Raw genomic sequence first — 14,512 nt, 5'->3', positions numbered from 1 at the left:
CGATCAGAATTGCAGAACGCCGGCTTCGTTCTTCAGCTTGTCCAGCAACTCGGCGATGCTGGCGACCTTGACGCCGGCCTTGCGGGTGCCCGGCTCCTCGGTTTTCAGCACCTTCAGGCGCGCGTCGACGTTCACGCCGTAATCCGCCGGGGTCTTTTCCTCGAGCGGCTTCTTCTTCGCCTTCATGATATTGGGCAGGCTGGCATAGCGCGGCTCGTTCAGGCGCAGGTCGGCGGTGACGACCGCGGGCAGGGCGACCTCGATCACCTGCAGGCCGCCGTCGACCTCGCGCGTGACGCGGGCCTTGTCGCCGTCAAGCGCGACCGCCGAGGCGAAGGTCGCCTGCGACCAGCCCAGCAGGGCCGACAGCATCTGCCCGGTCTGGTTGGCGTCGTCGTCGATGGCCTGCTTGCCCAGGACGACCAGCCGCGGGCCTTCGGCATCCGCCACGGCCTTCAGCAGCTTGGCGACGGCCAGGGGCTCGACCATGTCCTCGACCTTGATCAGGATGGCGCGATCCGCGCCCATGGCCAGGGCCGTGCGCAGCGTCTCCTGGGCTTGCGCCGGGCCGATCGAGACCACGACGACCTCTTCGGCCTTGCCCGCCTCTTTCAGGCGGATCGCCTCTTCCACGGCGATTTCGTCGAAGGGGTTCATCGACATCTTCACGTTCGACAGATCGACCCCGGTCCCATCGGCCTTGACCCGGATCTTGACGTTGAAGTCGACCACCCGCTTGACGGGCACCAATACTTTCATCTTGCGGTCCTTTCCCAGATGTTGAGGCAGAGGAGGGCGGGGCAGGCGCCCCTTGCGGCAAGCCTGGCCGGCCCCGCGGCGGCGGCCGCCGGCCCGGACGACCCGGCCACGGGATAGGGTAGAAGCCTGTAGCGCAAGTGTTCCCCCTTTGCTGCGCATTCCCGACCGCCGCGGATTCCCCTTGCTTCCCGACGGCTTCGGAAGCTAAGCGGCACCCCGTCGCCGGCCGGGCCTGCCTTTCGTGCAGAATCCCCTGTGGCGGCCGTGGCGTTCCCGGCAATGTTCGTCGGACTATTGCGACGAAAACGGGGATCGAGAAGAACAATTGCGCCGGTCAAGCAAGATGGCTACGACAAACCCAACCATGGGGCGCATCATCGGAGATCGAAGATGGGTGTCGGCGTGAGAGAAGGGCATTCCCGTTCCTACCCTGTCGCCAAGGGATCCCTGCGGCCAAGGGAGGCTGGCCCCCGGCTTTCGGTTGGCTTCCTCCTGACCCGGCAGTTCACGCTATGCGCCTTTGCGAACTTCGTCGACGTGCTGCGGCTGGCCGCAGACGAGGGGGACCGCAGCCGTCCCATCCTGTGCCGCTGGTCGGTGCTTTCGGACACGATGGACGTGGTGATGTCCAGTTGCGGCGTCGCCGTGCAGCCGCACGAGAAGCTGGGCGACCCGACGCGATTCGACTATATCGCCGTGGTCGGCGGCCTGACCGACGGGCTCGAGAACGTCAGCCATGCCTACAAGACCTATCTGCACCGGGCGGCCGCCGCCGGCGTGCCGCTGATCGGGGTCTGCTCGGGCGCCTTCGTGCTGCACCGGGCGGGATTGCTCGATGGCTACAAATGCTGCGTGAGCTGGTTCCACAGCGCGGATTTCCTTGAACAGTTCCAGGGCCTGGATCACGTCTCGGACCAGATCTTCGTGGTGGATCGCGACAGGCTGACCTGTTCCGGTGGGGCCAGTTCCGCCCATCTTGCGGCCTATCTGGTGGAAAAGCACGTCGGCCGCTCGCAGGCGAACAAGAGCCTGCACATCATGATCATCGACGGCGTCCTGCAGGCGGACAAGCCCCAGCCGGGCATCCCCATCGGCCTGCGGACCGATGATCCGCTGGTCCAGCGCGCGCTGCTGATCATGCAGCAGCACATCGACACGCCGCTTTCCGTGTCCGAGATCGCGCAGCGCATGGGGCACAGCAAGCGCCGGCTGGAACGGCATTTCCGCGCGGCGCTGGACACCTCGCCCCAGGCTGCGTTCATGGGCCTCAGGCTGGCGCTGGCCCGGCACCTGCTGGTGTCCAGCAACAAGACGATCGCCATGATCTCGGTCGAATGCGGCTTTTGCGATTCCTCGCACCTCAGCCGCATGTTCCGCCGCCTCTACGGTTGCACGCCCCAGGACGTGCGCAGCATGGGCCTGGGCGAGGCACCCGAGGGGGACGGTCCCGCGCATGTTCCCAAGGGGCTCTAGCCGCGCCGCCTTGCTGCCGCGCGCTTTCGGCGAATCGCGGCCGGGGCGGATAAGGCGCGCTGATATGTTTGCGCCGGACTTGCGTCGTTAAGATGCCAACCTGCCGATTCCGTATCGGGTAAGTTCCCTTCCAGCAGCCAGCGAATGAACCGCGCCGCTCGGGGGAATGCAAGCTCGTGTCGGGATTTACCCATTGCATGCGCTTGCGGGAATGGTCGTGCAGGGAGAAGCCACGATATGGATATACGAAGTGAAATGCTGAACATGATCCGAATGCACCAATTCGGGTATTCCTTGCCCCAGGCCTTTTACAAGGATCCTGGGTTTTTCCAGATCGATCTTGAGATGATCTGGTATCGTGACTGGCTGTTTGCCGGCCATAACTGCGAAATTCCCAAGCCCGGCAATTATTTCACCCTGCAGATCGGGTCTTATCCGGTCGTCGTCGTGCGCGACCGCAACGGCGACATCCGTGCATTCCACAACGCCTGCCGCCACCGCGGCAGCCGCGTCTGCACCCAGGCCAAGGGGACTGCGGCCAAGCTGGTCTGCCCCTATCACCAATGGACCTACGACCTGGACGGCAAGCTGCTTTTCGCGCGCCAGATGGCGGAAGGCTTCGATACCTCGGCGCATTCGCTCAAGCCGGTCGCCTGCGAGACCGTGGCCGGCTACATCTTCATCTGCCTTGCCAAGGAGCCGGCCGACTTCCAGCCGTTCCGCGCGTTGATGGAGCCCTACTTCGCCCCCCACAACCTGCTGGAGGCGAAGGTCGCGCATGAGACGACCATCATCGAGGAAGGCAACTGGAAGCTTGTGTGGGAAAACAACCGCGAATGCTATCATTGCGCGGCCAACCACCCTGAGCTTTGCCGCACCTATCCCGAGGCGCCGAACGTCACCGGCGTATCCGGCGGCGCCGATGACCCGGAAATGGCCGCGCATTGGGACAAATGCGAGGCCGCGGGGCTGCCCGCGCGTTTCCACATGCATGAAAGCGGCCAGTTCCGGGCGATCCGGTCGCCGCTGCTGCGCGATGCGGTCAGCTATACCATGGACGGCAAGCCCGCCGTCGGCCGCACGCTGTCGGATGTCCGGGCCGACCATATCGGCGCGCTGATGCTGTTTCATTATCCGACCACCTGGAACCATGTCCTGATGGACCATGCGGTGACGTTCCGCGTCACCCCGATCGGCCCGAACCAGACCGCGGTCACGACCAAGTGGCTGGTCCACAAGGATGCCGTCGAGGGGGTGGACTACGACGTCGAACGCCTGACCCATGTCTGGACCTACACCAACGACCAGGACCGCCAGATCGTCGAGGAAAACGCCCGCGGCATCGAATCCCCCGCCTATGAGCCGGGCCCCTATTCCGAATTGCACGAGGGCGGCGTCATCCAGTTCGTCGAATGGTACAAGACCTTCATGGGATCGCGTCTGGAAGGCAGCGACCCGAGGTCCCTGAAGAGTGTCGCATAACGTGATGCAGGCAGGCCAACCGACGGATCACCACGTCTATCGCCATCTCGACGAGATGACGCCGTGGAACGACCGCCTCCAGGTTCTGGAGGTGGTCAGCGTCACCGACGAGGCGCCGGAGGTGAAGACCTTCACCTTCCGGTCCGATGCGCAGACCTGGTTCAAATACAAGCCGGGACAGTTCATCACCCTTGATCTGCCCGCCGACGACGGTCCGCTGATGCGGACCTACACCTTGTCGTCCACGCCCTCGCGGCCGTTTTCGATTTCGGTCACGGTCAAGGCGCAGCCGACCAGCATCGGCACGCGCTGGATGTTCCAGAACCTCAAGCCCGGCAGCCTGGTCAAGGCCTATGGGCCGGCGGGGCATTTCACGCATTTCGCGCATTCCGCCTCGAAATACCTGTTCATCTCGGCCGGTTCGGGCATCACGCCGATGATGTCCATGCTGCGCTGGCTTTCCGATTGCGCGCCGGGCACCGACGTCGCCTTCGTCAATTGCGCCCGGCGGCCCGAGGAGCTGATCTTCCGGCAGGAGCTTGAGCTGCTCAGCCATCGCATGCCCGCCCTGTCGCTTGGCTTCATCGTGCATGAGCGGTCGCTTCACAAAAGCTGGGCCGGGCACCTGGGCCGGATCGACGCGGTCCGCCTGCCGCTTTTCGCGCCCGACCTGCTTGAGCGCGAGGTGTTCTGCTGCGGCCCGGAACCCTTCATGCAGGATATCCGGGATCTGCTGCGCGATGCCGGTTTCGGCATGGCGCATTATCACCAGGAAAGCTTCGGCGAGCCGCCCAAGGAGGCCCCCACCGAGCCGGTTGTCTTCACGCCCGATGGCGTGGATGGCGTCGAGGGCACGGGCGTCACCGCGGTCAGCTTCACCATGTCCGGGGTCGAGGGCGAATGCCTTCCGGGGCAGACCGTTCTTCAGGCCGCGCGCGCGGCGGGGGTGCGCATCCCCGCCGCTTGCGAATCCGGCCTTTGCGGAACCTGCAAGATCCTGAAGCTCTCGGGCGAGGTGGAAATAAACCACAACGGCGGGATCCTCGACGAGGAAATCGAGGAAGGCTACATCCTTGCCTGCTGCTCGCGGCCGCTTGGAAAGCTTGAGGTCGAGGCGTGAAGGTGGCCCCTGCCGCGCCGAAGGTCGCCGGATGGGTTCCGGCCCGTGCTTCGTGGCGGCGCGGGCGAACATGCGGCGGCTGCGCAAGGGATCGCCGGCAGCGCGAGAATTCCAGATTCGCGAAATTCGACTTCGCTATCGTGATAGCCGCCGGCCCGCGGACTGTGGTCACGTAACGACATTCGGCGCGCGCATTTCCCGGCCTTGGCGGGCGTGGCCTGACGCTGCGCGAGGAGAGGTGCCGCCGCAACCCTGGATCAATGGAGGAGTGGGCGATCATGAGCAGAAATCGGGGTGTCGTTTACATGGAACCCGGCAAGGTCGAGGTTCAGGACATTGCGGACCCAAGGCTGGAGGCACCCAGCGGCCGCCGCATCGAGCATGGCGTGATCCTGAAGGTCATCTCGACCAATATCTGCGGCTCGGACCAGCATATGGTGCGCGGCCGCACCACCGCCGAACCGGGCCTGGTGCTGGGCCATGAGATCACCGGCGAGGTGATCGAGAAGGGCAGCGATGTCGAGATGCTGGAGATCGGCGACATCGTCTCGGTTCCCTTCAACGTCGCCTGCGGTCGCTGCCGCACCTACAAGTCGCAGGACACGGGTGTCTGCCTGACGGTGAACCCCGAGCGCGCCGGCGGCGCCTATGGCTATGTGGACATGGGCGGCTGGATCGGCGGGCAGGCCCGCTACGTGATGGTGCCCTATGCGGACTTCAACCTGCTGAAGCTGCCCGATCGCGACCGGGCGATGGCCAAGATCCGCGACCTGACGATGCTGTCGGACATCCTTCCCACCGGCTTCCACGGTGCGGTCAAGGCCGGCGTCGGCGTGGGCTCGGTGGTCTATGTGGCCGGTGCCGGTCCGGTCGGGCTGGCCGCGGCGGCCTCGGCCCGGATCCTTGGCGCGGCGGTTGTGATGATCGGCGATTTCAACCCCGACCGCCTGGCCCATGCCGCCAAGGTGGGCTTCGAGCCGATCGACCTGGGCAAAAGCGACCGCCTGGGCGACCTGATCGCGAATGTGGTCGGCACGAACGAGGTGGACAGCGCCATCGACGCGGTGGGCTTCGAGGCGCGCGGCCATTCCGGCGGCGAGCAGCCGGCCATCGTGCTGAACCAGATGATGGAGATCACCCGCGCCGCCGGCTCGATCGGCATCCCCGGCCTCTATGTGACCGAGGATCCGGGCGCGGTCGATAGCGCCGCCAGGCAGGGCAGCCTGTCGCTCCGCTTCGGGCTGGGCTGGGCCAAGGCGCAGTCGTTCCATACCGGGCAGACCCCGGTGCTGAAATACAATCGCCAGCTGATGCAGGCGATCCTGCATGACCGCCTGCCGATTGCCGATATCGTCAATGCGAAGATCATTTCCCTGGAGGATGCGGCCCAGGGCTATGAAACCTTCGATCAGGGCGCGGCCGTCAAGTTTGTCCTTGATCCGCATGACATGCTGAAAGCGGCCTGACGGCTGAATAAAATTGAAGGAGGCTGCGTTTCCATAAGCGAAGCGCAGCCTTTTCATGTCCATATCGCCTTGCAGCCATGAAACGAGTTCAAGCGAGAGAGAGGGCGAAATCCAAGACCTTGGATCGCCCAAATAGGTGCGACGCAACAGCCGTAAAACTGCGACGAAACGGCCGGTAAGGCAGGAAAATTTATCGATTTTCGTTCAGGAAGTGGGGGTGGGCAAGAAATCGTTGCTCAGTTCTGGAGGAGGAAGCTATGCAACCAAGTGGATCACGAAGGATAAACCCTGGCGTGTTCTGGCCAGCGTTGGCCGTCGCGGGAGGATTCGTGACGTGGGGATTCCTGGGTCCAGACAGCCTGGCTGCCGTCGCATCTGCCACATTGAATTGGATCATCCGGGTTTTCGGCTGGAGTTTCGTGATTTCCACGGCGTTTTTCCTTGCCTTTGCGATATTCCTGGCATTCAGCCGATTTGGCCGGATCAAGCTGGGCCACGATGACGAAAAGCCCGAATTCTCCACCCGGTCATGGGTTTGCATGATGTTCAGCGTCGGAATGGGCATCGGCCTCATGTTCTGGGGCGTGGCCGAGCCGATCAGCCATTTCGGCACGCCCCCGCACGGCCTGGCCGAGCCCCAGACCCAGGAAGCCGCGCTGGTGGCCATGCAATATGCCTATTTCCATTGGGCCCTGCACCCTTGGGCAATCTATGCGATGGCTGGATTGGCAATGGCGTATTTCAGCTATCGCCGCGACCTTCCCACGCTGGTTTCCAGCGCTTTCCACCCCTTGCTGGGGGACCGCATCCATGGGCCGATCGGGCGCATGATCGACATATTGGCGATCATCGCCACCTTGTTCGGAACCGCGACATCCCTTGGCCTTGGCGCGCAGCAGATCAACAGCGGAATGAACTATCTCTGGAATACCGGAGAATCCCCGACCATTGCGCTGACCATCATCGCGGTCCTTTCCGTGCTGTTCATCCTGTCCGCGGTCTCCGGCGTGGGCCGAGGCATCCAGTTTCTCAGCAATATCAACATGGTTGCGGCCCTTATGTTGCTGCTGTTCCTGGCTGTGCTGGGGCCGACGGTCTTTATCCTGGATACGCTGATCGAGGCAATGGGCCTTTACATGAGCGATCTGGTTTCCATGTCCTTTCGAACCTCGGCCTTCAGCGACAGCAAATGGCTTGCAAGCTGGACGATTTTCTACTGGGCCTGGTGGGTTTCCTGGGCGCCTTTTGTCGGCGTATTCATCGCCCGGATTTCTCGCGGCCGCACCATCCGGGAATTCGTGGTCGGGGTTCTGTTGATTCCCAGCGCCGTGACCTTCGTCTGGTTCACCGTCATGGGCGGCAGCGCGCTTTTCTCGGAACTGACCGGACCGGGCGGGCTGGTCGAGGCCATTGCCGGAAAAGGCGAGCAGGTTTCCCTTTTTGCCTTGCTCGAGCAATATCCGCTGCATGCCTTTACCTCTTCCGTGGCGATGTTCCTTGTCGCCATCTTCTTCGTATCGGGCGCCGATGCCGCTTCGGTCGTGATGGGAATGCTGTCCTCGTTCGGGACGATCCATCCGCGTGCCGGCATTGTCGTGCTTTGGGGATTGCTGGCCGGCGCCTCGGCCTCGATCCTGCTGGTCGTCGGCGGGCTGGGCGGCCTCCAGACCGCCTCCATCATCGCGGCCGCGCCATTTCTCGTGGTCATGGTCGGGCTTTGCGCATCGCTGTGGAAGGGGCTGTTGGACGATATCGAAGTGCATGGCCATTTTGAGGAAATAGACCCCCATACCGGCGGCTTGAAGGAACGCCATCATCCATAATCGGTTGCCCGGACCCTGTCGGAAAATCATTCTGGCATGGTCCCTTTCGGGCAAGCCCTGCGATCCATATTGACCTGCACCCCATACCGAGAAGCGCTACCCGCTTCCCGGTATATGTCTTTGCCGCCGCATGGTGCATTCGAAAGCGAGCCTGCCGGCGAAATTCGCCTATGCCTTCCCGGCGTAACGGTCCACCAGCGAAAGCAGGGTCTCGACCACCGCGTCCCTGGTGGGATCGCGGACATCCCGCGCCCAGACCACATGCAGCGGCAATTTCAGCCGCAGGCTGTCGTCGGGCAGGGCCAGCGCGCAGACATGAACGTCGCGCGGCACGAACCCGGACCACCAGCGCGGCACGATCGCCGCGCCGATCCCCGCGGCGACCATGTTCATCATCGTCTGCTTCTCGTCCGCGTTCTGGACGATGCGGGGCTCGACCCCGGCATGCTCGAAAAGCGCCAGGACCAGATCGTGGCTATGCGGGCGCGAGCGGCGATCCGGCACGATCAGCGGCACGTCGCGCAGGCTGGGAATATCGACCTCCTGCCGGGCCGAAAGCGGATGGCCGGGCGGCAAGACGACGACCGAGGATTCGTTAAGCAGGAAATGCCCGCGCAGCCGGCGGTGAAATGGCTTCAGCCCCGGCCGCACCAGCGCCAGATCCAGATTGCCCGCCAGCAGCCGCGGGATCAGCTTGATCGAGCGTTCCTCGACCAGCTGGATCCTCAGGTCCGGCAGGATGGCATGCACCGCCTGGAGCAGGCCGGGCACCAGGCCGCTGGCGGCGGTGTCGATGGCCCCCAGCCGCAGGACCTGGCCGCCCTTGCGGCCCAGCCTGCGCCAGCGTGCCTGGGCCGCGTCCGCCTCGGCCAGCAGGGCGCGCGCCTCCTTGATGATGCGCATGCCTTCCGCGGTGATGACGACCGAGCGCGTCGTGCGCTCGAAGATCTGCACGCCCAGGCTGTCCTCGAGCTGGCGCACGGCGCGGCCAAGCGCGGCCGGCAGCATCTCGAGCCGGGCGGCGGCGCGCCCGAAATGCATCTCGTCCGCCACCGCGGCGGCGCAGCGCAACTGTCGAAGCTCCATGCCGGCCTCATCCTAATTGTTCCATTTTATTATATAATCAACGAACGATTGAGAACAGCGCCCCCACGCCCGTAATTTCTCCCGAGGCGCGGAGGAGTGCGCCTTTACCGGTCACATCGGGGAGGATCAGATGGGCGATGCGCTCGAAAAGCGCGTCATGAGGAAGATCTCGTGGCGCATCATACCCTTCATCATGCTGCTTTATTTCATCGCGTTCCTCGACCGCGTGAACGTGGGCTTCGCGGCCATCCACATGAACGAGGATCTGGGCCTGTCGCCCGCCATCTTCGGTTTCGGCGCCGGGCTGTTCTTCATCGGCTATTTCCTGTTCGAGGTGCCCTCGAACCTGGCGCTGGAAAGGTTCGGCGCGCGGATCTGGATCGCCCGCGTCATGCTGACCTGGGGCCTGATCTCGGGCGCCATGGCCTTCGTGCAGGGACCGACCAGCTTCTATATCCTGCGCTTCCTGCTGGGCGCGGCCGAGGCTGGCTTCTTTCCGGGCATCATCCTGTATCTCAGCTACTGGTTCCCCGCGAAAAGCCGCGCGCAGGTGACGGCGCTGTTCATGGCCGCGGCGCCGATCTCGGTCGCGCTCGGTTCGCCGATCTCGGGCGCGCTGCTGGAGATGGAGGGGCTGATGGGCTGGCACGGCTGGCAGTGGATGTTCGTGCTCGAGGCGGCGCCGGCGCTGATCCTGGGTGTCGTGGTGCTGTTCTACCTGACCGACCGGCCGGAAAAGGCGAAATGGCTGGCAGCCGACGAACGCGCATGGCTGGCCAGCACCATGAACGCCGAGCGCGCGGCCAAGGACAAGGCCGGGGCCAGCCATTCGATCCTGAAGGGGCTGACCGATCCGCGCGTCCTGGCGCTGGCGCTGGTCTATTTCGGCACCTCGGCCGGGCTTTACACGCTGGGGATCTGGGCGCCGCAGATGCTGCACGGGCTGGGCCTGACCTCGTTCCAGACCGGCCTTGTCAACGCCATCCCGCCGATCTTTGCCGTCGTCGCCATGTATCTGTGGTCGCGCCATTCCGACCGCACCGGCGAGCGCACCTGGCATGTGACGCTGGCCTGCATCGCCGCCGGGGTGGGCCTGTTCTTTGCTGGCTTCGCCGTCTCGCTGGCCGCCGTCGTCCTGGCGCTGGTGGTGGTGAATGCCGGCGTCAGCGCCGCCAAGCCGCCGCTGTGGTCGATGCCGACCATGTTCCTGTCCGGCTCGGCCGCGGCCACCGGCATCGCCACGATCAACTCGCTGGGCAACCTTGGCGGTTTCGTCGGCCCCTATGTCATCGGCCTGATCAAGCAGGCGACCGGCAGCTTCGAATGGGGCCTCTATTTCGTCGCCGGCCTGCTGATCCTGTCGGCCGTCGTCACCCTGATCATCGCCGGCACGGCGCGCCGCTCGGCCGCCCTTTCGTCCAACGCCATCCAGAAAGGCTGAACCCCATGACCATTGCACAGAAAGCGTCAGAGCTGACCACCGAATCCCGCACCTATCGCATTGCCGCCATTCCCGCCGACGGGATCGGCCCCGAGGTCATCGCCGCCGGCCTGCAAGCGCTGGAGGCGCTGGCCAGGCGCGACGGCACCTTCCGCTTTGACGTGACCGAGTTCGACTGGGGCTCTGGCCGCTACAAGAGGACCGGCGCGCTGATGCCCGAGGACGGGCCGGAGCAGTTGCGGGCCTTCGACGCCATCTTCTTCGGCGCGGTGGGTGCGCCGGACGTGCCCGACCATATCACGCTTTGGGGCCTGCGCCTGCCGATCTGCCAGGGTTTCGACCAATATGCCAACGTGCGCCCGACCAAGATCCTGCCCGGCATCCGGTCGCCGCTGGAAAGCGTCGGCCCCGGCGACCTGGACTGGGTGATCGTGCGCGAGAACTCCGAGGGGGAATATTCCGGCCATGGCGGCCGCGCCCACAAGGGCCTGCCCGAAGAGGTCGGCACCGAGGTCGCGATCTTCACCCGCGTCGGCGTCACCCGGATCATGCGCTATGCCTTCAAGCTGGCGCAGTCCCGGCCGCGCAAGCTGTTGACGGTGGTCACCAAGTCCAATGCGCAGCGCCATGGCATGGTGATGTGGGACGAGATCGCGGCCGAGGTCTCGCGGGAATTCCCCGACGTGACCTGGGACAAGATGCTGGTCGATGCGATGACCGTGCGCATGGTCAAGAACCCGCAAAGCCTCGACACCATCGTCGCGACGAACCTGCACGCGGACATCCTGTCGGATCTGGCGGGCGCGCTGGCCGGCAGCCTGGGCGTGGCGCCCACCGGCAATATCGACCCGGAACGGCGCTATCCGTCGATGTTCGAGCCGATCCACGGCTCGGCCTTCGACATCACCGGCAAGGGCATCGCCAACCCGGTCGCGACCTTCTGGACCGCGGCGCAGATGCTGGAGCATCTGGGCGAGGCTGATGCGGCCAGGCGCCTGATGACGGCGGTCGAGCAGGTCTGCGCCGATGGCGTGATGACCCCCGACGTGGGCGGGACGGCCACCACGCAGCAGGTCACGGATGCCGTCTGCGCGGCCATCCGCGGCGCCAATATCTGAGGCAAGGCGATGGCTCGCGACCCCAGGGATTTCCTGCTGCGCCTGTTTTCCGCGGCGGTGGACAGCGCCGATCCGGCGAAGACGGTCGCGCGCCATCTGCCGGACCCGCCGCGCGGCCGGGTCGTCGTGGTGGGGGCGGGCAAGTCCGCCGCCGCCATGGCCCGCGCGGTCGAGGAGGCCTGGCCCGGCGTGGACCTGTCGGGGGTGGTCGTCACCCGCTACGGCCATGCCGTGCCGACCCGCCGGATCGAGGTGATCGAGGCCGCGCATCCCGTTCCCGACCGGAACGGCGCCCAGGCGGCGCGGCGCATCCTGGATGCCGTCGGCGGGCTCGGCCCCGAGGATCTGGTGCTGGCGCTGATCTCGGGCGGCGGCTCGGCGCTGATGACCGCGCCTGCGCCGGGGCTGACGCTGGACGACAAGATGCGGGTGAACCGCCTGCTTCTGGCCTCCGGGGCGCCGATTTCGGTGATGAACCGGGTGCGGCGGCGGCTATCGGCCATCAAGGGCGGGCGGCTGGCGCTGGCGGCGGCGCCGGCGCGGGTGGTGACGCTGGCGATCTCGGACGTGCCGGGGGACGATCCGCTGGCCATCGCCTCGGGACCGACGGTGCATGACCCGGATGCGGGGGCGGACCTGTCCGAGGTGGTGCGGATGCTTGGCCCCGACCTGCCCGAGCCGGCGCGTCGCCTGCTGCTGGAAGCGCCCGAGCCCCTGCCGGCATTCGGGGCGGATTACCGACTGATCTCGACCCCGATGCTGGCGCTTGAGGCGGCGGCGGCCCGCGCCCGCGCCGAGGGGGCGACGCCCCTGATCCTCGGCGACGCCATCGAGGGCGAGGCAGCCGCGGCGGGCCAGGTCATGGCCGGCATCGCCCGATCCGCCGCGCTGCATGGCCAGCCGATCCGGGGCCCGGCCGTGCTGCTGTCGGGCGGCGAGACCACCGTCACCATCGGCGCGGCCAGGCCCGGCCGCGGCGGGCGCAATACCGAGTTCCTGCTGGCCATGGCGCTGGCGTTGGACGGCAGCTCGATCCACGCGCTGGCCTGCGACACCGACGGCATCGACGGGACCGAGGATGCGGCGGGCGCGATCATCGCCCCCGACACGCTGCCCCGCGCCCGCGCGGCCGGGCTGGACCCGGCGGCGGTGCTGGCGGGCCATGACAGCTATAGCCTGTTCGCGCGGCTCGGCGATCTGGTCAAGACCGGGCCGACCCTGACCAATGTCAATGACTTCAGGGCGGTATACATTCCATAAACCCAACCCCTGGCGCCGGGGGTCGGGGCGGCCGTGGCGCTGGACCTCGTCCCCGTGCTGCGCCGCTGTGCGGTCTGCGGCCCTGATCCTGGCCCTGGCTGCATCCGTGTACCCTGGGATGACTGCCCCGGTCGGGCCCAGGGCTTCGAACACCCCGCCCTTCCGCTTTCGATGAGCGGCAGCTATTCGGCGGTAAGGTTCGCCGCCTCGGCGCGGGTCGCGCGGTCGAGGATCAGCGGCATGAGCCCGCCTTTCGCCAGGTCTCGACCTCAAGGCTCGTCTCGATGGCGGCTCGCCTCGAACGCCTCGACCCTGCCCGAGGCGCGGTGGATCGCCACGCGGACAGGCCCGCGCGGTTCCAGCCGCGATGGATCGAGCGTGATCCCGACCCGGTCCGCGACCGTCAGCGCCAGCGACTGCGGCGTCGTTCCCGCAGGCAGGCGCAGCGGCAGGATGCCCATGCCGATCAGGTTCGAGCGGTGGATGCGCTCGAAGGCCTCGGCTCGGCGCTGGCGGCGGTGTTGCTGGTGCTGGTCGTCGGCCTGATCTGGATCCTGTCGCGGATCGTCCGGCTCGATCGGCTGCTCTGATCCATTCCCCGTCGCTTCCAGCCAGAAAGAGCCACCATGCGCAACGATCAACCCGGCCGGATCAGCACCCTTTGCGTTTATGCGGCGATGCTGTTTCTGATCGCGCCGCTGCTGGCGGTGATCCCGATCTCGTTCACGCCCAAGCATTTCCTGTCGATGCCGGACGGCGACTGGTCGCTGCGCCATTACCAAGAGCTGATGTCCAGCGCGCAATGGCACGACGGCATCCTGACCAGCGCCTTGGTGGCGCTGCTCGCCGCAGGGCTGGCGACCGTCTTCGCGACGCTGTTCTGCATTGGGATCGGGTATGCGAAATCGCGCTACGGCGCGGCTTTCATCGGCATCGTGCTGGCGCCCCTGGCGGTGCCGCCGATCATCTCGGCGCTGGCGCTCTATTTCCTCGTCACCCCACCAACACCTTCGACACGTTGCCGGGGGTGGTGATCTCGCATGCGGTGATGTCGGTGCCCTATGCCGTGGTGGCGCTCCTGGTCACGCGGAGCCAGGTCGACCGCCGGATCGAACTTGCCGTGCGCAACCTCGGCGCCTCGATCTGGCAGACGACCTTCTGGGTGGTCCTGCCCAATATCCGCTTCGGCGTGCTGACCGCAGCCTTCCTGTCCTTCGTGAGGTCATGGGAGGAAATCGCGGTCACGCTGTTCGTCACCTCGGTCAAGATCGTAACCCTGCCGCGCATGATCTGGGCCGGGCTGCGAGACAACGTCGATCCCGTCATCGCGGCGATCTCGGTGGCGCTGATCCTGCTGACCCTGTTCGGCATGATCGCCAAGCTGATCGTGTCGCTGCGCCCGAAGGCATGAACCTTGCCCGGCGTCGATCGCGAGCCATGGAAAGCAAAGGAAGACTCGCATGGTTCTTGAAGGCATTTACACG

The 14,512-nt window shown here is 65.7% G+C and carries 13 protein-coding genes; 10 read left to right on the top strand and 3 right to left on the bottom strand.

What is annotated here, in order from left to right; translation table 11 throughout:
* Window positions 1-3: 3 nt before the first annotated feature.
* Window positions 4-759 (bottom strand): electron transfer flavoprotein subunit beta/FixA family protein, encoded by a 756-nt coding sequence (locus FE811_RS09980; protein ID WP_140847325.1) that lies wholly within the window; start codon window positions 757-759, stop codon window positions 4-6.
* Between the two features lie 537 nt (window positions 760-1,296).
* Between FE811_RS09980 and FE811_RS09975 the strand changes: the two genes are divergently transcribed.
* The 5 genes from FE811_RS09975 to FE811_RS09955 all read left to right on the top strand — a co-directional run bounded on the left by FE811_RS09975 (window position 1,297) and on the right by FE811_RS09955 (window position 8,123).
* Complete coding sequence (locus tag FE811_RS09975; RefSeq protein ID WP_370362672.1) at window positions 1,297-2,232, top strand: GlxA family transcriptional regulator; 936 nt, start codon at window positions 1,297-1,299, stop codon at window positions 2,230-2,232.
* Window positions 2,233-2,577: 345 nt separating this feature from the next.
* Window positions 2,578-3,714 (top strand): aromatic ring-hydroxylating dioxygenase subunit alpha, encoded by a 1,137-nt coding sequence (locus tag FE811_RS09970; protein WP_370362671.1) that lies wholly within the window; start codon window positions 2,578-2,580, stop codon window positions 3,712-3,714.
* Between the two features lie 4 nt (window positions 3,715-3,718).
* A complete protein-coding gene (locus FE811_RS09965; RefSeq protein WP_140847319.1) occupies window positions 3,719-4,834 on the top strand; it encodes a hybrid-cluster NAD(P)-dependent oxidoreductase in 1,116 nt (371 codons plus the stop codon).
* Window positions 4,835-5,112: 278 nt separating this feature from the next.
* Entirely contained in the window at window positions 5,113-6,300 is a 1,188-nt protein-coding gene (gene fdhA / locus FE811_RS09960) for a formaldehyde dehydrogenase, glutathione-independent (protein ID WP_140847316.1), read from the top strand.
* A gap of 293 nt (window positions 6,301-6,593) precedes the next feature.
* Entirely contained in the window at window positions 6,594-8,123 is a 1,530-nt protein-coding gene (locus FE811_RS09955) for a BCCT family transporter (protein WP_255469702.1), read from the top strand.
* Between the two features lie 168 nt (window positions 8,124-8,291).
* On the opposite strand, the gene FE811_RS09950 is transcribed toward FE811_RS09955, so the two are convergent.
* Entirely contained in the window at window positions 8,292-9,209 is a 918-nt protein-coding gene (locus FE811_RS09950) for a LysR family transcriptional regulator (protein ID WP_140847312.1), read from the bottom strand.
* A 130-nt stretch (window positions 9,210-9,339) separates the two neighbouring features.
* Here FE811_RS09950 and FE811_RS09945 point away from each other — a divergent pair, with 130 nt between their 5' ends.
* Genes FE811_RS09945 through FE811_RS09935 form a run of 3 tightly spaced genes read left to right on the top strand, consistent with a single transcriptional unit; the run spans window position 9,340 to window position 13,028 of the window.
* Entirely contained in the window at window positions 9,340-10,650 is a 1,311-nt protein-coding gene (locus FE811_RS09945; protein ID WP_140847309.1) for an MFS transporter, read from the top strand.
* A 5-nt stretch (window positions 10,651-10,655) separates the two neighbouring features.
* Window positions 10,656-11,768, top strand: coding sequence for a tartrate dehydrogenase (locus FE811_RS09940; RefSeq protein ID WP_140847306.1), 1,113 nt, complete (start codon window positions 10,656-10,658; stop codon window positions 11,766-11,768).
* A 9-nt stretch (window positions 11,769-11,777) separates the two neighbouring features.
* The gene (locus FE811_RS09935) at window positions 11,778-13,028 is read left to right on the top strand and encodes a glycerate kinase (protein ID WP_140847303.1); all 1,251 of its coding nucleotides are present in this window, start codon (window positions 11,778-11,780) and stop codon (window positions 13,026-13,028) included.
* A gap of 269 nt (window positions 13,029-13,297) precedes the next feature.
* On the opposite strand, the gene FE811_RS28620 is transcribed toward FE811_RS09935, so the two are convergent.
* On the bottom strand, window positions 13,298-13,765 hold the full coding sequence (locus FE811_RS28620) for a hypothetical protein (protein ID WP_140847300.1): 468 nt from the start codon (window positions 13,763-13,765) through the stop codon (window positions 13,298-13,300).
* Here FE811_RS28620 and FE811_RS28230 point away from each other — a divergent pair.
* Window positions 13,655-14,062 carry an ABC transporter permease gene (locus tag FE811_RS28230; RefSeq protein ID WP_208021278.1) on the top strand — a complete coding sequence of 136 codons (408 nt, stop codon included), beginning with the start codon at window positions 13,655-13,657 and terminating at the stop codon, window positions 14,060-14,062. The genes FE811_RS28620 and FE811_RS28230 overlap by 111 nt on opposite strands.
* A complete protein-coding gene (locus tag FE811_RS28225) occupies window positions 14,056-14,439 on the top strand; it encodes an ABC transporter permease (protein ID WP_255469701.1) in 384 nt (127 codons plus the stop codon). Before FE811_RS28230 ends, FE811_RS28225 begins: the two co-directional genes overlap by 7 nt.
* The last annotated feature ends 73 nt before the right edge of the window (window positions 14,440-14,512 follow it).

Origin of the sequence: Paracoccus sp. FO-3, assembly GCF_006386455.1 — a bacterium.
In the GTDB taxonomy this organism is placed as follows: domain Bacteria; phylum Pseudomonadota; class Alphaproteobacteria; order Rhodobacterales; family Rhodobacteraceae; genus Paracoccus; species Paracoccus versutus.
Note: the sequence above shows the minus strand (reverse complement) of the source record. Positions and strands in the feature narration are given on the sequence as shown.